The sequence below is a fragment of the Paraburkholderia sp. GV068 genome, from assembly GCF_003058125.1.
Classification (GTDB): Bacteria; Pseudomonadota; Gammaproteobacteria; order Burkholderiales; family Burkholderiaceae; genus Paraburkholderia; species Paraburkholderia graminis.
This window is the reverse complement of record NZ_QBUB01000005.1, coordinates 430,662-448,592: the sequence shown is the minus strand read 5'-3', so window position 1 is coordinate 448,592 and position 17,931 is coordinate 430,662. Positions and strand designations below refer to the sequence as shown.

Genomic DNA, 17,931 nt, shown 5'->3' with positions numbered 1-17,931 from the left:
GGCGGACTCGCGGCGGGAGTCGCGGCGTATGTGAAATCGGTGCGCCCCGAGATCAAGGTGATCGGCGTGCAGACCGACGATTCGTGCGCGATGGCCGCGTCGTTGAAAGCGGGCGAACGTGTGACGTTGAACGAGGTTGGTCTGTTCTCCGATGGCACTGCCGTGAAGCTCGTCGGCGAAGAAACCTTCAGGCTGTGCAGCGAGTATCTCGACGACGTGCTGCTGGTCAACACCGACGCACTCTGCGCCGCAATCAAGGATGTCTTTCAGGACACGCGCAGCGTGCTCGAACCGGCGGGCTCGCTCGCAGTCGCGGGCGCAAAGCAGTATGCCGAGCGCGAAGGCATCGAGAACCAGACGCTGATCGCGATCACGTCGGGCGCGAACATGAACTTCGACCGGATGCGCTTCGTCGCCGAGCGCGCCGAAGTCGGCGAGGCGCGCGAAGCCGTGTTCGCAGTGACGATCCCCGAAGAGCGCGGCAGCTTCAAACGATTCTGCGAACTGGTCGGCACACGCAGCGTGACCGAATTCAATTACCGGATTGCGCAAGCCGAATCCGCGCATATTTTTGTGGGCGTGCAGATCAGGAACCGAAGCGAATCGGCGCAGATCGCAAGCGCCTTCGAGGCGCACAACTTCGCCACCGTCGATCTGACTTTCGACGAACTCTCGAAGCAGCATATCCGCTACATGGTCGGCGGACGCTCGCCGCTCGCACACGACGAACGTCTGTTCCGCTTCGAATTTCCCGAGCGCCCGGGCGCGCTGATGAAGTTTCTATCGTCGATGGCGCCCGACTGGAACATCAGCCTCTTCCACTACCGGAACCAGGGCGCGGACTATAGCTCGATTCTCGTCGGCATTCAGGTGCCTGAAACGGATAACGCGGAGTTCGATCGTTTTCTCGCGACGCTCGGCTATCCGTATTGGGAAGAGACGCAGAATCCGGTTTACCGGCTGTTCCTCGGCTGAACGTTATCGGCGCACTCGGGGTTTACCTTGAGCGCCTCACGTACGAGCAATCGCACCGCATAAACAGGCACTGCGCTGCAAGCGCCGTCAACAGGGCGTCGCGCCGTATCGGCGGCTTTGCGTGACGCTTGCAGCGCCGTCCTGCTATCTCAAAAGAAGATACAGCGTATCCGCCGTATCGCGTTGCGCGATAGCCGGGCCAATCGTCAAACTGGGCGCAAATCACATTCGCACTCAGGAGACACATCATGCGCACTCAGGTTGGCATCATCGGCGCGGGGCCCGCGGGCCTGCTTCTTTCCCATCTTCTTCATTTGCGCGGTATCGAGTCCGTCGTGCTCGAAACGCGCACGCGCGAGCAGATCGAATCGACGATACGCGCCGGCGTGCTCGAGCAGGGCACGATGGATCTGCTGACGCAAGCCGGCGTCGGCGAGCGCATGAAGGCGGAGGGCGCGCTGCATCACGGCTTCGAGCTTGCGTTCGAAGGCAAGCGCCGCCGCATCGATCTGACCGGACTGACGGGCCACTCGATCACCGTGTATGCACAGCACGAGGTCATCAAGGATCTGGTCGCGGCGCGCGTGGCAGCGGGCGGGGAATTGCGCTTCGGCGTATCGGAGACGTCGCTGCATGGCATCGACACCGACAAGCCGTCGATCCGCTACCGTCACGAAGGCGAACTCTGCGAGTTGCAGTGCGACTTCGTGATCGGCTGCGACGGCTCGCAAGGCGTTTCGCGCGCATCGATTCCGCAGGCATTGCGCCGCGACTTCGAACGCGTGTACCCGTTCGGATGGTTCGGGATCCTATGCGAAGGGCCGCCGTCTTCCGATGAACTCATTTATGCGCGCCACGACCGCGGCTTTGCGCTGATCAGCACGCGCTCGGCCAACGTGCAGCGCATGTACTTTCAATGCGATCCGAAAGATTCCGTCGATAACTGGTCCGACGACCGCATCTGGGCCGAACTGCATGCACGCGTCGATTCGCACGATGGTCAGCACGTGAAGGACGGCAAGATCTTTCAGAAGAACATTGTCGGCATGCGCAGTTTCGTTTCGGCGACGATGCAGCATGGCCGACTCTTCCTGGCCGGCGACGCCGCGCATATCGTGCCGCCGACCGGCGCAAAAGGGATGAACCTCGCGGTCGCCGACGTGCGGTTGCTCACGAAGGCATTGAACGCGTTCTACGTCGAGAACCGCAGCGATCTGCTCGAACGCTATAGCGAAACGGCGCTCAAGCGCATCTGGCGCGCGGAGCATTTCTCGTACTGGATGACGAGCATGATGCATCGGATCGAAGGCGCGTCGCCGTTCGAGCAGCAGCTTCAGGTGGCCGAACTCGAATACGTGACGACGTCGCGCAGCGCAGCCACGGTGATGGCGGAGAACTACGTCGGCGTGGCTGTGCCCCAAGACTGAGCGCAACGCCAGCGGCTGCGATTGTCGGTGCAACAGCAACAGTGAATTCAGGATTAGCGGATTTATCGTCTACGACGGTGCACCTACACTGCCTTCACCGCTGCAACGAATTCCGTTCGCGGCACACATAAGAAGCATGACTGGAGGTGGTCAAATGAAATCGCTCATTCAGGCTGTTGCAGTTGCCGTCGCGCTCGGCGCGCCGATCGTTTCGATGGCGCAGACGTCGGGGCAAGCCGCGCAGCAAGGCGTCGAGGTTATTCAAAGTCAGGCCGCGAGCCAGCAGGGCGCCGCGCGAGTCGAGAACAGCGGCTATGGTTCGGGCAGCCACGGTTCGTGGCAAGCGGGCCGCGGCGGCGACGTCACGTTCAGTTCGTATTCGCCGCCGGTTTATAACGCACGATAAAGTTTGTCGAAAGAGCAGGGCGCGGAGTTTTCGCGTTCAAACCGCAAACGAAAAAACCGCGTGACGCCCTAGGCGCCGCGCGGTTTTCTATTTCTGCATCGTGCCGGATTGCGGCGAGCGCAACAACGTCATCTCGTTGCGCAGCAGTGCGATGAGGTCGTCGTCGGTTGGTCGCGTGCCCCAATGCCGCGCGCCCGCGACGGACGCAATCGCCATCCACGAATGCGGTGGAAACCATTCGCGAACGAGCGCGCCGTTCTGCCGCAAGCACAACTGGCCGGTCTGTTCGCTGTACTCCGCGCAGACGAGCATGCCGTCGATCTGCGCGCTGACTCGTCGTGGATCAGTGCGTACCAAGTTGTCGCTCCTGCAAGCTGCCGATGCAAACGCAAACGCAGACCTCAATGCAAAGGCAAAGCCCAATGCAGCGCGGCGCGATCGTCATAACGTGTAGCGCCGCACTACGCGCGATCAATGATCGCCGCCGTGGCCGTGCCACTCGCCGCGGCCATGCCCTTCGCCGTGGCCGCGCCAGTCTCCGTGCGGACCGCGCGCGTCGCGCCATTCGCGTTCGCGATGACGCTCTTCCCATTCGCGACGTTCCCAATAGCGATGACCGTCGTAGTAACGCTCGCCATACCAGCCGGGACTGACGACGACCACCGGCGGTGGCGGCGCATACACCGGCGGCGGAGGCGGCGCGTAAACGGGCTCGGGCGCATACACGACGCCCGGAACGCCGATGTTCACGCCGACGTCGACGTGAGCGAGCGCCGCCGACGACGCCCCGATGCCGACACCGGCGACGATCGCAATAGAGAGCAAGCGGCTTCGTGATTGATTCATGGGGTGGGTTCCCGTGTTCTTATGATTGAGTGTGTAGGGCTCGGCGCGCGCCGCGATCAGTAACGGTCGTGGTAACGGTAATGGTTGTGATAGCCGCCATCGGGCACCACGATGCAACCGCTCAACGCGGTGCCGAGCGTCGCCGCCAGAATGACCAGCGCAAAAATTCGTTTCATGAGATTGCTCCTCGTTGCTGTTGATCCGAACTCTACTGAGAGGCGGTATTACCGTTGTGTTCGTGTGTAACAGGACGTGTCGCGTGCATCGCGTGGACTGTTTGTGCAGGGCGCGCGCAGGCGAGGGCGCATGAGGCGTGCGACGACCGCGGCTACGAAGTGCAAACGAGGGGCAAGCCATTGAGCACGCTATGAAAAGGCCGCGTACGCAGGTCTTGGATGAGCCGTGGCGCAACAAAGGCGTGGTGCAAGCAGCGCTGAAAAGCGGAAGGCAAGGCCAGACGCGGTCTATATACCGCGCGGATACATTCGGTTGCAGACTGGCGTTTTACGTTGATCGTTTGCGACGCGAGGCCTGAGATTGGTCAATCGGCCGGACCGCAGTTCAGCTTTTATTAATATTTGACCGGTAGCATACTGGCTCGCACGCTGGCGCCCGCCCCGTGCCCAACCCACGATGCCAAACGAGAAACGAGACGTCCTATGAAGATGCAATCCTTCGATACGAATGCGCGCCGTTATGCGACCGGCTATGACGGCGTCGCCCGCTTGCTTCACTGGCTGATCGTCTTGCTGATTGCGGCGCAGTTCGTGATCGGCTGGACCATGCCGGACATTCACAAGGGCACGCTGCCCGAAGGGCTGATTGCGTGGCATCTCGGTGTGGGCGCAACCTTGATTGCGGCCGTCGTGCTGCGAATCGTCTGGCGTGCCACGCATCGTCCGTCGCCGGCATCGGTGTCGCCGTTTTTTCGCGTCGTTTCGCACATCACGCATGGCCTGCTGTATCTCGCGCTTGTCGTCGTGCCGGTGCTCGGATGGGCGAACGCGTCATCGCGCGGCTGGACGATCAAGCTTTTCGGCGTGCTGCCGTATCCGTCGATTTCGCCGACCGGCTCGAGCGTCGGGCATGAGATGGGCGACATCCACGGGTATCTTGCGTGGGTCTTGCTCGTGCTGATCGGCTTGCATGTGGCGGGCGCGCTCTTTCATCGCTTCGTGCTGAAGGACGATGTGTTGCAGCGGATGCTGCCTTGAGCGGTGCGATTGCATGGACGCAACCTGAACGCAACCTGAACGCTGCATCGGCGCTCGATCAACCCGGTTCGGCGGCCGCATGCTCCGGCGCCGCTGCCTCGCGATAGCCGAGCCGCGTCGAGATCGCAAGGCCCGACTCGCGCAACAGCGCGACGTAATGCGACTTCGTATCGGCGCCGCAGCGCATGGTCGGAAATGAAATGGACAGGCCGGCGATCACGCGGCCAAAGCGGTCGAACACCGGCACCGCGATACACTGCAAGCCTTCTTCCTGCTCCTCGTTGTCTTCGCCATAGCCTTGCTCGCGAACGCGCGGCAGAATGCTCAGCACTGCCTCGGCCGACGACAACGTCTTTTGCGTCGACTTGCGGAATTCGACGTGAGACAGCACCTCGCGCGCGTCGGCCGGCTCCATCCACGCGAGCAGCACCTTGCCGATTGCCGTGCTGTGAAGCGGATTGCGCCGGCCGATCCGCGACTGCATGCGCAGCCCGTAATCGGCGTCGATCTTGTGGATATAGATGATCGCGTCTTCGTCGAATGCGCCGAGGTGCACCGCCTCGCGTGTGAGCTGGCCGATGCGGCGCATTTCGACGTCGGCTTCGCGCACGAGATCGACGCTCTCCAGCGCCTTCGCGCCGAGTTCGAAAAGACGGATGGTCAGACGGTAGCGCTCGGTCTCGACTTCCTGCGTCACGTAGCCGAGCGCCTTCAGCGTCTGCACGACGCGATGCACGGTCGTCTTCGACATGCCGAGCCGTTGCGACAGTTCGCTGATGCCGATCTGCCCGCTGTCGCCGATCGCGCCGAGGATCGCGAACACGCGGCCAATCGACGAAGCCGATTCGCCTTTGTCGCTGCCGCACTCGACGCTGTCCGCGTCGTGCGCAAGACTGGCGGGAACGTCCTTACGCTGCTGTTTGCCGGTTGCTGCCATTTCCGTGATTCCCTGATCGAACTTCTATCGAACCATATTCGAACGCTATTGCGTGCCGCGTTGCGGCGGACGCCGGGAGCATACCGCGTCTCGTCGCGTATGTTGAAGACTCAGCGCGCGAGCCATCCGCCGTCTACTGCGAGTGTATGCCCGTGCACGTAGTCCGACGCGGACGACGCCAGAAAAACCACCGGTCCCGCGAGATCGTCCGGCGCGCCCCAGCGGCCGGCCGGAATGCGGCTCAGGATTTCGTCGTTGCGCTGCGCGTCTTCACGCAACGCCGCGGTGTTCGCGGTGGCCATGTAGCCGGGCGCAATCGCGTTGACGTTGATGCGCTGCGCGGCCCATTCGTTGGCAAGAAGCCGCGTGAGGCCGAGCACGCCGCTTTTCGACGCCGTGTACGACGCGACGCGTATGCCGCCCTGAAACGACAGCATCGACGCGATGTTGATGATCTTGCCGCCGCTTTGCTGCGCGACGAATTGTCTTGCCGTGGCTTGCGCGAGAAAGAAGAGGCTTTTCAGATTGAGGTCCATCACGGCGTCCCAGTCGTCCTCGGTGAAGTCGAGCGCGTTCTCGCGACGGATGATGCCTGCGTTGTTCACCAGCACGTCGACGCGTCCGAACGCTTCGACCGCGGCCCGCACGATGTCGTCCACTGGCGCAATCGAGGCGAGGTCCGCGCGCACGTCCGCGAATCTGCGCCCCGCGGCGGCGACGCGCTCGGGCGTATCGCCCGCATCGGCACGCGACACGCCGACGATGTCGCAGCCCGCCTCGGCGAGCGCGAGCGCCATGCCCGCGCCGAGGCCCGCGTTGCTGCCGGTGACGATGGCGACCTTGCCGGTCAGATCGAACGGATGGGTCGCGGAGCGGTTGGTGGCGGAGATGTTCACAATGTCAAAGCCCATGTCGTGAGTTTCGTATGGCGAGCGGCCGATGCGATGCGATGCGCTCAGCGCAGATCGCGCACCGCGATATGGTCCATGTCGCTGAACACCTGGTTTTCGCCGACCATGCTCCAGATGAACGTATAGGCCCGCGTGCCGACGCCCGAGTGGATCGACCAGCTCGGCGAGATCACCGCCTGTTCGTTATGCACGACGATGTGCCGCGTCTCGCTCGGCTCGCCCATCATGTGAAAGACGGCGGCGTCGTCGGCGACATTGAAATAGAAATACACCTCCATGCGCCGCTCGTGCGTATGGCAGGGCATCGTGTTCCACAGACCGCCGGGTTCGAGCTTGGTCATGCCCATCGACAACTGGCAGGTCGGCAGCACCTCGGGCACGATGAACTTGTAGATGGTGCGACGGTTGCTCGTCGCGGCATCGCCGAGCGTTTGCGGCGACGCCTGCGCGAGCGAGATCGTGCGAGTCGGATGCGACTCGTGCGCGGGCGCGCAATTCAGGTAGAACTTCGCCGGCTGCGTGGCGTCGTCGCTGCCGAAAGCCACAGCTTGCGCGCCGCGGCCGATGTAGATCGCCTCCTCGTTACGCACCGTGTAGCGCGTGCCGTCGACGTCGACCCAACCGTCGCCGCCGATGTTGATCGCGCCCAGTTCGCGCCGCTCGAGCAGATAGCTGACGCCGATCGCCTTGCCGAGCGAGCCGGGCACTTCGACGGCGCGCGCGGCGGGCCACGCGCCGCCCACGATGATGCGGTCGATGTGGCTATAGGTGAGCCGCAGCGCGTCGCGCTCGAACACCTCGTCGACGAGGAACTCCTTGCGCAATCCGGCGGTATCGAGCGTCTTCGCATACTCGCTGTTGACGGCCTGCCTCACGTGCAGCGTTGCTTCCATGATTCTGTCTCCGGTGGGTGGGCGCCTTCCCGCAGTTACCCAGCTTAGCGGCGGCGCACGCATGGGCTCGACTGTAGCGCGTTATTCGCTATTTCGGAACAGTGGTCCATAAAAAATTGCGAAGCATGGGTGAGCCAGCGGAGGCCCGCCAGCATAGGCCGGGTAAACGATTATCCTCGTCGCGCAAAAAATCGGAACGACGTTCCTGACTCGATGCTATATTGCGCCGAAAGGGAGCAGCCGGCGTCAGACCGGTGCTTACCCAAGGTGGAGTTACCGGACAACTGGACGTCAAGTCCACGGAGGAGACAATGAAGCTCAAGAAGGCCATCGACCGCATTCCTGGCGGCCTGATGCTCGTGCCGCTGCTGCTCGGCGCCTGCGTTCATACGTTCGCGCCCGGCGCGGGCAAGTATTTCGGCTCGTTCACCAACGGCCTGATCGCCGGCACCGTGCCGATTCTCGCGGTCTGGTTTTTCTGCATGGGCGCGACGATCGACCTGCGCGCCACCGGCACCGTGCTGCGCAAATCCGGCACGCTGCTCGTCACGAAGATGGTCGTCGCGTGGATCGCGACCCTCGTGGCATCGCATTTCATCCCCATCGACGGCATTAAGGCCGGGCTCTTCGCCGGGCTCTCGGTGCTCGCGATCACGACGTCGATGGACATGACCAACGGTGGTCTCTACGCCGCGGTGATGCAGCAGTACGGCACGAAAGAGGAGGCCGGCGCATTCGTGCTGATGTCGGTCGAGTCGGGGCCGCTCGTCAGCATGATCATTCTCGGCGCGACGGGCGTCGCGTTCTTCGAGCCGCGTCTTTTCGTGGGCGCGGTGCTGCCGTTTCTGATCGGTTTCGCGCTCGGCAATATCGACAGCGATCTGCGCGAGTTCTTCGGCCGCTGCGTGCATCCGCTGATTCCGTTTTTCGGTTTCGCGCTCGGCAACGGCATCGACCTGAACGTGATCGCGAAGAGCGGCATGGCGGGCGTGCTGCTCGGCCTTGCGGTGATCGTCGTGACCGGCATTCCGCTGATTCTCGCCGACCGCTGGATCGCGGGCGGCAACGGCGCGGCGGGACTCGCGGCTTCGTCGACGGCGGGCGCGGCGGTGGCCAACCCGGCGATCATCGGCGAGATGATTCCGAGCTTCAAGCCGCTGGTGCCGGCCGCGACCGCGATGGTCGCGACCGCCTGCCTCGTGACCGCGATTCTGGTGCCGATGCTGACCGCGCTGTGGGTGCGCCGTCATCATGCGCGCGATACGTTGCGCGAGGAATTGCTGACGCCCGCGGCGACGCCGCTGAAGGAGAGCGACGTGCATGTGTGAGCGGGTGTGAGCATGCGCGCTGATGCTCGCTGACCGAGCGTAGAAACGCCGGGGCCGCTTTAACGCGGCCCCAGTTTCGTTTCGAGCATGGCCTTAACGTGCGCCCATTCGTCGTCGATGATGCTAAAGCGCACCGAGTTGCGCTTGCGGCCGTCCGGCATGATGCGCTCGTGGCGAACCACGCCTTCCTGCTTTGCGCCGATTCGCAGAATCGCCGCGCGCGACTTGTCGTTGAGCTCGTCGGTGGTGAACTGCACGCGCACACATTGCATCGCTTCGAATGCATGACGCAGCAGCAGATATTTCGCCTCGGTATTGACGGCCGAACGCTGCGCCGATTCGCCGAGCCACGTGTGCCCGATTTCGAGCTTGCGATTCGCGTAGTCGATTTTCCAGAACCGCGTGCTGCCGACCACCGCACCCGTATCGCGGCGCACGATCACGAACGGCATGACTGTTCCCGCGTCACGTCCGGCGAGCGCCGCGTCGATATAACCGTCGATCGTGCCGGGCCCTGGCACGACAGTCAGCGTCAGATTCCACAATTGCCCATCGGCGGCGGCTTCGAGCAACGCTTGCGCGTGATCGCGTTCCAGTGGCCGCAGTTCGACCGTGTTGCCCGTCAGCGTGGGTTGCATGAGTTCGCACCAAACATTCGTCGATGAAATAAAAAAGTCCGCGAGCATCAACTCGCGGACTCTCTACAGCCAGCAACGATCAGCCGTTGCCAGCGTTACCCCATGCGTTACGACGACATCACCGTCACGGCCTTCGTGACCAGATACGCTTCCATCGCTTCCGGTCCGCCTTCCGAGCCGTAACCCGAATCCTTCACGCCGCCGAACGGCATTTCTGGCGTCGGCGTGGCGGGCTGGTTGATCCACAGCATGCCGACTTCCAGTTGCTGCGACAGCAGATGCACGTTCGCGAACGACTTCGTGAACGCGTAACCTGCGAGACCGAACGGCAGGCGGTTCGCTTCGGCGATCGCTTCCTCGAGCTTGTCGAAACCGCGGATCGCCGCGATTGGGCCGAACGGCTCGTTGTTGAACACGTCGGCTTCGAGCGACACGTTGGTGAGCACCGTCGGCGCGAAGAAGTTGCCTTCGGTGCCGACGCGCTCGCCGCCCGTTTCGATCTTCGCGCCGGTCTTGCGCGCGTCGTCGAGCACCTTGCTCATCGCCGTCAGGCGGCGCGCGTTGGCGAGCGGCCCGAGGGTCGTGCCGTCCGCGAGACCGTCGCCGAGTTTCAGGCCCTCGGCGTGCTTGACGAGCGCCGCGGCGAACTCTTCGCGGATGCTGTTGTGCACCAGAAAGCGTGTCGGCGAAATGCACACCTGGCCCGCGTTGCGGAACTTCGCACCGCCCGCTGCCTTGACCGCGAGCGCGACGTCGGCGTCTTCAGCGACGATGACCGGCGCGTGGCCGCCGAGCTCCATCGTCGCGCGCTTCATGTGCGCGCCGGCCAGCGAGGCCAGTTGCTTGCCGACCGGCGTGGAGCCCGTGAACGTGACCTTGCGGATCACCGGATGCGGGATCAGGTAGTTCGAGATTTCGGCCGGATCGCCGAACACGAGGCCGACGGTGCCGGCCGGCACGCCCGCTTCGACGAACGCCTGCAACAGGCCCGCTGGCGACGCCGGGGTTTCTTCCGGCGCCTTCACGAGGAACGAGCAGCCGCTCGCGAGCGCGGCGCTCAGCTTGCGCACGATCTGGTTGACCGGGAAATTCCACGGCGTGAAGGCGGCGACCGGGCCGATCGGTTCCTTCAGCACGAGCTGCTGCGCGGCGAGATTGCGCGACGGCACCACGCGGCCATAGAGGCGGCGGCCTTCGTCGGCGAACCATTCGATGATGTCCGCGGCCGCCAGCACTTCGACCTTCGCTTCGGCGAACGGCTTGCCCTGTTCCTGCGTCATCAGACGGCCGATGTCGGAGGCGCGCTCGCGCACCAGCGCGGCTGCCTTGCGCATCACCGCGGCGCGCTCGTGCGCGGGCACCTTGCGCCAGGCTTCGAAGCCGCGCTGAGCCGCTTCGAGCGCCCGGTCGAGATCGGCGATGCCGGCGTGCGCCACCTTGCCGATGACCTGGCCGGTAGCGGGGTTCAATACGTCGAGAGTCTTGCCGCTCGCGGCATCGCACCACTCGCCGTTGATCAGAAGTCGGGTATCGGTATAGCTCGAAATTGCCATGCTGGTTCCTGTAAATGGGAAAACGACAGGCTGCGCTGCGCTCGCGTACAGAACCGAACGCGCGTGGCCGAGAATGGACTGCCGATAAGGAAACATCTTATCTGATTGCGCTCAAACGTACCGGCGGCCGCTCCGCTCGCGGCGGGCGCGGCACGCATCTTGCGACCCCAGTTTCCGGACGGCCGCCGCGGCCTGTGCGTCGACGCCAGGCGCTAGTCATGGAAAGCCCGGGGAGAGCGCCGGCGCGTCAAGTGGCGTACAGTCGAGCGGCAGTCCCAGTCAACCAGATGCACATGAGGAATCGACATGCCTACCGGTACAGTGAAGTGGTTCAACGACGCAAAAGGCTTCGGCTTCATCACACCCGACGACGGAGGTGAAGACCTGTTCGCCCATTTCTCGGAGATTCGCTCCGAGGGTTTCAAATCGCTGCAGGAAAATCAGAAGGTCAGCTTCGAAGTGAAGCAGGGGCCGAAAGGAAAGCAGGCCGCGGACATCAAGCCTATCTAGCCGGCGATGCGGCTAGCGCCGCGCACACGTTCGCGATCGTTGCGCGGCGCTTTGCATGATGACGGCGAGCGCCGCGCTTGCTGCGATCGCCGCAGCGCGTGGCGTCGTCGCGGACGCCGCGCTCGAGCGTCGCCGGCTTCGGTGAGCGCGGCCCGTCGTGCGCCGATGGGGTCGTCGTGGCCGCGCTGAGCGGCCCGCTGAGTGGAAACTTGCCGGCAAGTTAATCAGCATCCCGAAACCTTCTGCAACCCTCGTGCGGGCGATGCCGACGCAATGCCCGTGCGGACACCCGGTTCGCTCGCCGGGCGGGGAGCGAGCGTCCGAACGGTTATTGCACCTTGCATAATCCGCTGCGTTAGTGCCTAACGGCATCGCAAAGAGGCGCCCGCGCATGCTGGCAGCCCGCCCGGCGTTGCAATGCCGTCACTAATCTCTTACGGAGCGCTGCTACAATCTCCCCTTTCTTGATTGGTTGTGCGCTATGGGTTTCGAACAACTCGCTGAACTGAAGAAGCAACTGGCCGCGGCACGGGCCCAGGCTGCGCCGGCCGCGAAGGCTGACGGCAAATCCGGCGCGAGGCCCGAGGGCAAGCCGGATTCAAGGCGCGATGTCAGGAGCGATGGCAGGCCGGCTGCGAAATCCGCGAAGCCGGGCGCGGGCCCCGGTGCGGGCGCCCGACAGGGCGCGCGGCCTGCCGGCAAGCCGTCGCAGCCGTCACAATCGCGGCGCGGTCCCGGCGGGGGTCCCAATGCTGGCGCGCCGGCCGCGGACGCCAAGCCGGTCGATCCGGTGGTGAAGTCCATCGGCCGTCTGCAAAAGCGCTTCCCGAACGCGTTCCCGAAGAACCCGGCGCCGAAGCTGCCGCTGAAGGTCGGCATCTTCGAAGACCTCGTGGTGCATGCCAAGGAACTGTCGCTGAGCGAAGCGGAGTTGCGCGACGCGATCAAGACGTGGTGCCGCGGCAGCCGCTACTGGAAGTGTCTCGTGGAAGGCGCCGCGCGCGTCGACCTGACGGGCGCCGAGGCGGGCAAGGTCACGGCTCAGGAAGCGGCGGGCGCGCAGCGCCTGCAGGCGCATCGCGCGGCGAAGAGCGCGAAGAGTGCGGCGGCAGCGGCTGCGCCGGCTGCATCTGCTGCTTCCGCCGATGCGGTCCATGCGCAGAACCAAGCGCCTGTGGATGCGCAAGCGTCACAGCAGGGTTCGCAAGAAGCGTCGCAAGCAACCTCACAGGAAGCGTCGCAAGCAACCCCGCAACAAGCCGAGCCCAACGAGCCGCAATCCACCGCCGCCGATGCGCCGTCTGACGACAAACTCGCTGCGCAATCCGCCAACCTCTCCGAGACGGCGCCCGCCACTCGCGAAGCCTGAGCATCGGCCACCTGAATCACCCGGTGGCCGCTCAACGCACCGCCGCCCCCAGCCGGCCGCGCACGAAGCCGACGTGTTCGCGCAGCACATAGAACGCGTCGGCGTAAGCGAGCGGCATGCGCAGCCGATTCAACGATTCCTCGATCTGATCCAGTTCCGCGAAGAGCCGCTTGCGCTCTTCGTCGGTGGTTTGCGCGAGCGCGCCGCGCTCGATCGCGATCAGCGAACCATAATAGCGATAGATGCGCGAACGCACCCGCCAGCGATACAGCGCCGGAACCAGCCGCATCGCCGGAAAAAGCAGCACGGCGATCGGCAACAGCAGCACGAGCGTGCGGTCGCCGATGCTCGCGAGCCAGAACGGCAGCGTCCGGTATAGGAAGCTCTTGCCGGTGCGGTAGTAGCGCTGCGCGTCTTCGCTGATCTGATACTCGTGCGCGATCGGGCTCGGGAATTGTCCCGCGCGCTGCAGCAGGCCCGGCCTGCCGTGCACTTCCTGCGCCGCCTCGATCAGCAGATCGGAAATGGCCGGATGCAGATCGGTACGCGCGACAAGCTCGACGGTCGGGCTGATCAGATGTACGGTCTCGGGCGGAATCTTGTGCCGCAGATCCAGCACGCCAGGCGGCAGATCGATCTGATCCAGATACGGAAAGAGCCGCGTATAGGCGCTGGCTTCGTCGAAATTCATCACCGAAATGCCGGGCACGCGAAGCAGGCGCAGCATCAGCCCGCGGGTCGCGGAATCGCCGCTGAGAATCGCCGCATCGACCTCGCCCGCGACGAGCTGCGTGGCCGCTTGCAGACCGTCGCTCGGCACGAGCGTCGTATCGTCGCCGGACCCAATGCCGTTCGCGTCCAGCAGCTTCAGCGCGAGCAGGCGCGTGCCGCTGCCTTCGCGGCCCACGGCGATCCGCTTGCCTTCGAGCTGCGCGAGTTCCGTCACGCCGGTGCCGCGATAAAAGACCACGATCGGCACATAAAACACACTGCCGAGCGACATCAGCGACGACGTATCCAGACCGTCCGCCACGCCGCCTTGCACGAGCGCGAGGTCGACGTGCTGCTTCGGATCGAGCAGACGCTGAAGGTTCTGCACCGAGCCGTCGGATTCGAGTACGTTCAGTTTGATGCCGTTTTGCGCGAGAATTTTCTTGTACTGATCGGCGGCGGCGACAAACGAGCTATCTTGCGGACCGGCGCTGAGCGTGATCGTTTTCGGCGGCGCCGGATCGACGAGCCACACGATCAGCGTGACGACAAGCGCGACCGCCGCGGCGACGACAATATAGGGCAGCGTGTGATCGCGCCACTCGGCATGAAGCGATTCGCGAGGAAGCGGCGGAGGACGACGCGGACGTTGCGCTTTCATAGGCATGGCGTGCGGTAGCCGGGATCAGGGCATTGTCTACTGCGGCGGGCGGACTTGTCGTCGGAAGTTTGCTCTATTGTTGGTTGCCCTGTTGTTTGCCTGATTCGCGGCGCGCGTTGCAAAAGTCCTTTAATCGAAGGGCCATGCAATCGTTCTCAAGCAATGAGCAGCCCGAGCTGCCAAGGAGACGATCGTGTTGTCTGCTGCATTGGATACTTTAGGTGCATTGGCGGTGCTGCTGAGCATCGCTCTGCATATTCTCGTCTTCGGACGCAAGCGGTGAGCGCGACACATCGCCGGCCGACCGCATCTTTCCCATTGTTCGGCTGCCTTGACGTATCTATTCGCCTTGAGCCGCTTTATCCGCGTGGCCGTGGTGCTTACATTGTCACCAGTGTCAGCGCCGCAGCGTCCTGCTGAAGCAGCGTGAATGCCGCGATTCTCCGCGGCAGCACGCCGGCGCAAATCCAGTCAAAGGACGAACCAGATCATGAGTAAGCTCACAGGCAAGGTCGCAGTCGTAACGGGTGCATCGAAAGGTATCGGCGCGGCAATCGCAAAGGGATTGGCCGCGCAAGGCGCGTCGGTAGTCGTGAACTACGCGTCGAGCAAGGCCGGCGCGGACGAAGTGGTGGCCGCGATCACCGCCGCGGGCGGCAAGGCCCTCGCCGTCGGCGGCGACGTATCAAAAGCCGCGGATGCGAAAGGCATTATCGACAGCGCCGTCGAAACCTACGGCCGCCTCGATATTCTCGTCAACAACTCGGGCGTGTACGAATTCGCGGCGATCGAGGACATCACCGAAGCGCACTTCCATAAGCACTTCAATGTGAACGTGCTCGGTCTGCTGCTGGTCACGCAGGCAGCGGTCAAGCATCTGGGCGAGGGCGCGAGCATCGTCAACGTGAGCTCGGTCGCGAGCCGCATCACGCCGCCGACGAGCGCAGTCTATTCGGCGACGAAGGGCGCGGTGGACAGCATCACGGGCGTGCTCGCGAAGGACCTCGCGCCGCGCAAGATTCGCGTGAACTCGGTGAATCCGGGCATGGTCGTGACGGAAGGCACGCATAGCGCGGGCATCATCGGTTCGGACCTGGAGCAGTGGGCGCTGAGCACGACGCCGCTTGGCCGCCTCGGCCAGCCGGACGACATCGCGGACGTGGTCACCTTCCTCGCATCCAACGACGCGCGCTGGATCACCGGCGAAAGCCTGATCGTCAGCGGCGGCGTGCGTTAAGAATATCCATTGAAGTAGCGGCAAAGCGGCGCCCTCGGGTGCCGTTTTTTTTGCGCGTCGCTTTTTGCCTCGCTTATTCCTCGCTCCCCGGCAAGCGGACGGCAAAGAGCGCATCGAGCAGATTCGACCCCGGCCGTCCGGCGAGCCGCGTGAGCGATTCGGTCATCCGCACCTGACAATCGTCGAGCGGAATCATTCTGATACGCCGCGACGGGTTGAACTCCGCGCGCGCGATCACGCCGACGCCCATGCCTTGCGCGACGGCTTCCTCGAGCGCCTCGCGGCCGTCGACATACATGACCGGCTCAACTTGCAGCGACTCGCGCACCAGTTCGATCTCCAGCAATTGCTGCGTGACCGATTGCGGCTCGCGAAAAATCATCGGCTGCTGCACGAGTTCCCCGTAACTCAGCTTGCGTTTCTTCGCGACGGGATAGCGCACCGGCACCATCGCGACCAGCGGGTCGCGCCGCAACACGCGCGATTCGAGCCGGCTGTGAACCTGCGGCGCGGCGGTAATGGCGGCGTCGACGGCGCTCGACAGCACGCGCTGCATGCAGTCCGCCGCATTGGCGATGGACAGCGTCACCACGATCCCCGGATGCAGCTTGCGAAACGCGCGGATCAGCGCGACCGCGAGATCGGGCGCGTCCGCCGCGAGCGACAGCGACCCCGACTCCAGGCCGCCCGCCGATTCGAGCAACTGCCGCGCGTCGCGCTCGCAACCGAGCATCTGCCGCGTCACGCTGAAAAGCCGTAGCCCGAGTTCGGTGGTCTCGACGCCGCGCGGTCCGCGCTCGAACAGCTTCACGCCGTAATCCTGCTCGAGCCGCCGCACGTGGTCGGACACCGCCGGTTGCGAGAGCGACAACGCCTCGGCCGCCCGCGAAAAGCCGCCATGTTCCGCGACCGCATGAAACGCCCGCAATTGCGCGTATTGCACCTGAGCCTCCGTCGCAGCGAAACTCGCCAGCTATAAGTATTTACGATGAGCGCATCGATTATATCGATTTTACCGATGCACCACGTTTCGGTACTGTAGGCGCTATCTCAACCAGCCAGACCGGAGATTCGGCATGCAAAGCGCGACTGGCAATTCCCCGGCGACAGCGCAACAGAGCGCAAGCTGCGCGCCGCCGGCCCAAGGCGAGCCTTATCTGTTGACGCCCGGCCCGCTGACCACCGCCTTCTCGACCAAGCAGGCGATGCTGCGCGACTGGGGTTCGTGGGACGGCGACTTTCGCGCGATGACGGCGCAACTGCGCCGCAGCCTGCTCGACATCGCAGGTGACGCAAGCGACGCAGCCGGCGAATACGATTGCGTGCCGTTGCAAGGCAGCGGCAGCTATTGCGTCGAAGCGATGCTGGGCAGTCTGATTCCGCGTGACGGCCATGCGCTCGTGCTCGCGAACGGCGCCTACGGCAAACGCATCGCGACGACGCTGCGCTATCTCGGCCGCGCGCATACCGTGCTCGACAAGGGCGATTACTTGCCGCCGCGCGCCGCGGAAGTCGAACGCATGCTCGATGCCGAGCCGGCCATCACGCATGTCGTCGCCGTGCATTGCGAAACGAGCTCGGGCATTCTCAATCCGATCGAAGAGATTGCCGCAGTCACGGCGGCGAAAGGCCGCAAGCTGCTGATCGACTCGATGAGCGCATTCGGCGCGATGCCGCTCGACGTGCGCGAGATCGCGTGCGAGGCGTTCGTCTCGTCGGCGAACAAGTGTATCGAGGGCGTGCCCGGCTTCGGCTTCGTGATTGCGAAGAAGAGCGCGCTGCACGACGCGCGCGGGCGCAGCCATTCGCTCGCGCTCGACGTGCACGATCAATGGGACGTGATGAACCGCACCGGCCAGTGGCGCTTTACGCCGCCAACGCACACGGTCGCCGCGTTTATCGAGGCGCTGCGGCTTCACAAGCTCGAAGGCGGGCAGCCCGCTCGCCTCGCGCGTTATGCGAACAATCGCGACGTGCTGGTCGCGGGCATGCAGGAACTCGGCTTCGAGCCGCTCCTGAATGCACGCTGGCGTTCGCCGATCATCGTGACGTTTTTCTCGCCGGCGCATCCGTCGTTCAGCTTTGAGCAGTTCTACGAACTAATGAAGCAACAGGGTTTCGTCATTTATCCGGGCAAGCTGACGGTGGTGGAGAGTTTCCGCATCGGCTGCATCGGCCAGGTGGATGCGCAGGTGATGCGCCGCGTCGTGCAAGCCTGCGCGAGCGCGCTGCGGACGATGGGCGTCGATCACGCCGCGCCGCCGGCCGCGGCCATCGAAGAACGCAAGCTGCTGGCGGAGCTTGCATGAGCGATA

General features: G+C 64.0%; 18 protein-coding genes. 9 read left to right on the top strand and 9 right to left on the bottom strand.

Annotation, left to right across the window (positions count from 1 at the left end; translation table 11 throughout):
* From ilvA to C8K18_RS14080, 3 genes are all read left to right on the top strand, one after another.
* Positions 1-975: threonine ammonia-lyase, biosynthetic (ilvA, locus tag C8K18_RS14090; protein WP_107707805.1), on the top strand; the 975-nt coding region annotated here is incomplete at its 5' end.
* A 248-nt stretch (positions 976-1,223) separates the two neighbouring features.
* Positions 1,224-2,402 carry a 4-hydroxybenzoate 3-monooxygenase gene (locus tag C8K18_RS14085; RefSeq protein ID WP_006052830.1) on the top strand — a complete coding sequence of 393 codons (1,179 nt, stop codon included), beginning with the start codon at positions 1,224-1,226 and terminating at the stop codon, positions 2,400-2,402.
* Positions 2,403-2,556: 154 nt separating this feature from the next.
* Positions 2,557-2,808: a hypothetical protein gene (locus C8K18_RS14080; RefSeq protein WP_006052829.1), complete on the top strand. Its 252-nt coding sequence runs from the start codon at positions 2,557-2,559 to the stop codon at positions 2,806-2,808.
* Between the two features lie 87 nt (positions 2,809-2,895).
* Here C8K18_RS14080 and C8K18_RS14075 read toward each other — a convergent pair whose 3' ends face one another.
* Both C8K18_RS14075 and C8K18_RS14070 read right to left on the bottom strand, forming a co-directional pair.
* Positions 2,896-3,165, bottom strand: a complete 270-nt coding sequence (locus C8K18_RS14075; protein ID WP_006052828.1) for a hypothetical protein — start codon at positions 3,163-3,165, stop codon at positions 2,896-2,898.
* Positions 3,166-3,279: 114 nt separating this feature from the next.
* Positions 3,280-3,654: a hypothetical protein gene (locus C8K18_RS14070; RefSeq protein ID WP_029968545.1), complete on the bottom strand. Its 375-nt coding sequence runs from the start codon at positions 3,652-3,654 to the stop codon at positions 3,280-3,282.
* Between the two features lie 659 nt (positions 3,655-4,313).
* Between C8K18_RS14070 and C8K18_RS14065 the strand changes: the two genes are divergently transcribed.
* On the top strand, positions 4,314-4,868 hold the full coding sequence (locus C8K18_RS14065) for a cytochrome b (RefSeq protein WP_181324897.1): 555 nt from the start codon (positions 4,314-4,316) through the stop codon (positions 4,866-4,868).
* A gap of 58 nt (positions 4,869-4,926) precedes the next feature.
* Here the strand turns inward: C8K18_RS14065 and kdgR are convergent, their stop codons facing one another.
* The 3 genes from kdgR to kduI form a co-directional block, all read right to left on the bottom strand.
* Positions 4,927-5,805 (bottom strand): DNA-binding transcriptional regulator KdgR, encoded by an 879-nt coding sequence (gene kdgR, locus C8K18_RS14060; protein WP_107707804.1) that lies wholly within the window; start codon positions 5,803-5,805, stop codon positions 4,927-4,929.
* A gap of 110 nt (positions 5,806-5,915) precedes the next feature.
* Positions 5,916-6,716, bottom strand: a complete 801-nt coding sequence (kduD, locus tag C8K18_RS14055) for a 2-dehydro-3-deoxy-D-gluconate 5-dehydrogenase KduD (RefSeq protein ID WP_006052823.1) — start codon at positions 6,714-6,716, stop codon at positions 5,916-5,918.
* A 44-nt stretch (positions 6,717-6,760) separates the two neighbouring features.
* Positions 6,761-7,597, bottom strand: a complete 837-nt coding sequence (gene kduI / locus C8K18_RS14050; RefSeq protein ID WP_107707825.1) for a 5-dehydro-4-deoxy-D-glucuronate isomerase — start codon at positions 7,595-7,597, stop codon at positions 6,761-6,763.
* Between the two features lie 323 nt (positions 7,598-7,920).
* Here kduI and kdgT point away from each other — a divergent pair, with 323 nt between their 5' ends.
* Entirely contained in the window at positions 7,921-8,937 is a 1,017-nt protein-coding gene (gene kdgT, locus C8K18_RS14045; protein WP_053858142.1) for a 2-keto-3-deoxygluconate transporter, read from the top strand.
* Between the two features lie 59 nt (positions 8,938-8,996).
* Here kdgT and C8K18_RS14040 read toward each other — a convergent pair whose 3' ends face one another.
* Both C8K18_RS14040 and C8K18_RS14035 read right to left on the bottom strand, forming a co-directional pair.
* Complete coding sequence (locus C8K18_RS14040; RefSeq protein WP_258196115.1) at positions 8,997-9,575, bottom strand: GNAT family N-acetyltransferase; 579 nt, start codon at positions 9,573-9,575, stop codon at positions 8,997-8,999.
* 107 nt (positions 9,576-9,682) lie between these two features.
* Positions 9,683-11,128 (bottom strand): NAD-dependent succinate-semialdehyde dehydrogenase, encoded by a 1,446-nt coding sequence (locus C8K18_RS14035; RefSeq protein WP_107707802.1) that lies wholly within the window; start codon positions 11,126-11,128, stop codon positions 9,683-9,685.
* Positions 11,129-11,434: 306 nt separating this feature from the next.
* Between C8K18_RS14035 and C8K18_RS14030 the strand changes: the two genes are divergently transcribed.
* Together C8K18_RS14030 and C8K18_RS14025 are read left to right on the top strand one after the other, a co-directional pair.
* The gene (locus C8K18_RS14030; RefSeq protein ID WP_006052818.1) at positions 11,435-11,638 is read left to right on the top strand and encodes a cold-shock protein; all 204 of its coding nucleotides are present in this window, start codon (positions 11,435-11,437) and stop codon (positions 11,636-11,638) included.
* Between the two features lie 481 nt (positions 11,639-12,119).
* On the top strand, positions 12,120-13,007 hold the full coding sequence (locus tag C8K18_RS14025; protein ID WP_107707801.1) for a ProQ/FinO family protein: 888 nt from the start codon (positions 12,120-12,122) through the stop codon (positions 13,005-13,007).
* Between the two features lie 31 nt (positions 13,008-13,038).
* On the opposite strand, the gene C8K18_RS14020 is transcribed toward C8K18_RS14025, so the two are convergent.
* Complete coding sequence (locus C8K18_RS14020) at positions 13,039-14,379, bottom strand: TAXI family TRAP transporter solute-binding subunit (RefSeq protein WP_006052816.1); 1,341 nt, start codon at positions 14,377-14,379, stop codon at positions 13,039-13,041.
* Positions 14,380-14,869: 490 nt separating this feature from the next.
* On the opposite strand from C8K18_RS14020, the gene C8K18_RS14015 reads away from it, so the two are divergent.
* Positions 14,870-15,616: a glucose 1-dehydrogenase gene (locus C8K18_RS14015; protein ID WP_107707800.1), complete on the top strand. Its 747-nt coding sequence runs from the start codon at positions 14,870-14,872 to the stop codon at positions 15,614-15,616.
* 73 nt (positions 15,617-15,689) lie between these two features.
* Here C8K18_RS14015 and C8K18_RS14010 read toward each other — a convergent pair whose 3' ends face one another.
* Positions 15,690-16,559, bottom strand: a complete 870-nt coding sequence (locus tag C8K18_RS14010; RefSeq protein ID WP_107707799.1) for a LysR substrate-binding domain-containing protein — start codon at positions 16,557-16,559, stop codon at positions 15,690-15,692.
* 133 nt (positions 16,560-16,692) lie between these two features.
* Between C8K18_RS14010 and C8K18_RS14005 the strand changes: the two genes are divergently transcribed.
* The gene (locus tag C8K18_RS14005) at positions 16,693-17,925 is read left to right on the top strand and encodes a 2-aminoethylphosphonate--pyruvate transaminase (RefSeq protein ID WP_107707798.1); all 1,233 of its coding nucleotides are present in this window, start codon (positions 16,693-16,695) and stop codon (positions 17,923-17,925) included.
* The last annotated feature ends 6 nt before the right edge of the window (positions 17,926-17,931 follow it).

What these genes read in the sequence shown, in the direction of transcription:
- C8K18_RS14085 (WP_006052830.1), top strand. Translation starts at nt 1,224, where the DNA reads ATGCGCACTCAGGTTGGCATCATCGGCGCGGGGCCCGCGGGCCTGCTT.
- C8K18_RS14080 (WP_006052829.1), top strand. Translation starts at nt 2,557, where the DNA reads ATGAAATCGCTCATTCAGGCTGTTGCAGTTGCCGTCGCGCTCGGCGCG.
- C8K18_RS14070 (WP_029968545.1), bottom strand. Translation starts at nt 3,654, where the DNA reads ATGAATCAATCACGAAGCCGCTTGCTCTCTATTGCGATCGTCGCCGGT.
- C8K18_RS14065 (WP_181324897.1), top strand. Translation starts at nt 4,314, where the DNA reads ATGAAGATGCAATCCTTCGATACGAATGCGCGCCGTTATGCGACCGGC.
- kdgR (WP_107707804.1), bottom strand. Translation starts at nt 5,805, where the DNA reads ATGGCAGCAACCGGCAAACAGCAGCGTAAGGACGTTCCCGCCAGTCTT.
- kduD (WP_006052823.1), bottom strand. Translation starts at nt 6,716, where the DNA reads ATGGGCTTTGACATTGTGAACATCTCCGCCACCAACCGCTCCGCGACC.
- kdgT (WP_053858142.1), top strand. Translation starts at nt 7,921, where the DNA reads ATGAAGCTCAAGAAGGCCATCGACCGCATTCCTGGCGGCCTGATGCTC.
- C8K18_RS14040 (WP_258196115.1), bottom strand. Translation starts at nt 9,575, where the DNA reads ATGCAACCCACGCTGACGGGCAACACGGTCGAACTGCGGCCACTGGAA.
- C8K18_RS14035 (WP_107707802.1), bottom strand. Translation starts at nt 11,128, where the DNA reads ATGGCAATTTCGAGCTATACCGATACCCGACTTCTGATCAACGGCGAG.
- C8K18_RS14030 (WP_006052818.1), top strand. Translation starts at nt 11,435, where the DNA reads ATGCCTACCGGTACAGTGAAGTGGTTCAACGACGCAAAAGGCTTCGGC.
- C8K18_RS14025 (WP_107707801.1), top strand. Translation starts at nt 12,120, where the DNA reads ATGGGTTTCGAACAACTCGCTGAACTGAAGAAGCAACTGGCCGCGGCA.
- C8K18_RS14020 (WP_006052816.1), bottom strand. Translation starts at nt 14,379, where the DNA reads ATGAAAGCGCAACGTCCGCGTCGTCCTCCGCCGCTTCCTCGCGAATCG.
- C8K18_RS14015 (WP_107707800.1), top strand. Translation starts at nt 14,870, where the DNA reads ATGAGTAAGCTCACAGGCAAGGTCGCAGTCGTAACGGGTGCATCGAAA.
- C8K18_RS14005 (WP_107707798.1), top strand. Translation starts at nt 16,693, where the DNA reads ATGCAAAGCGCGACTGGCAATTCCCCGGCGACAGCGCAACAGAGCGCA.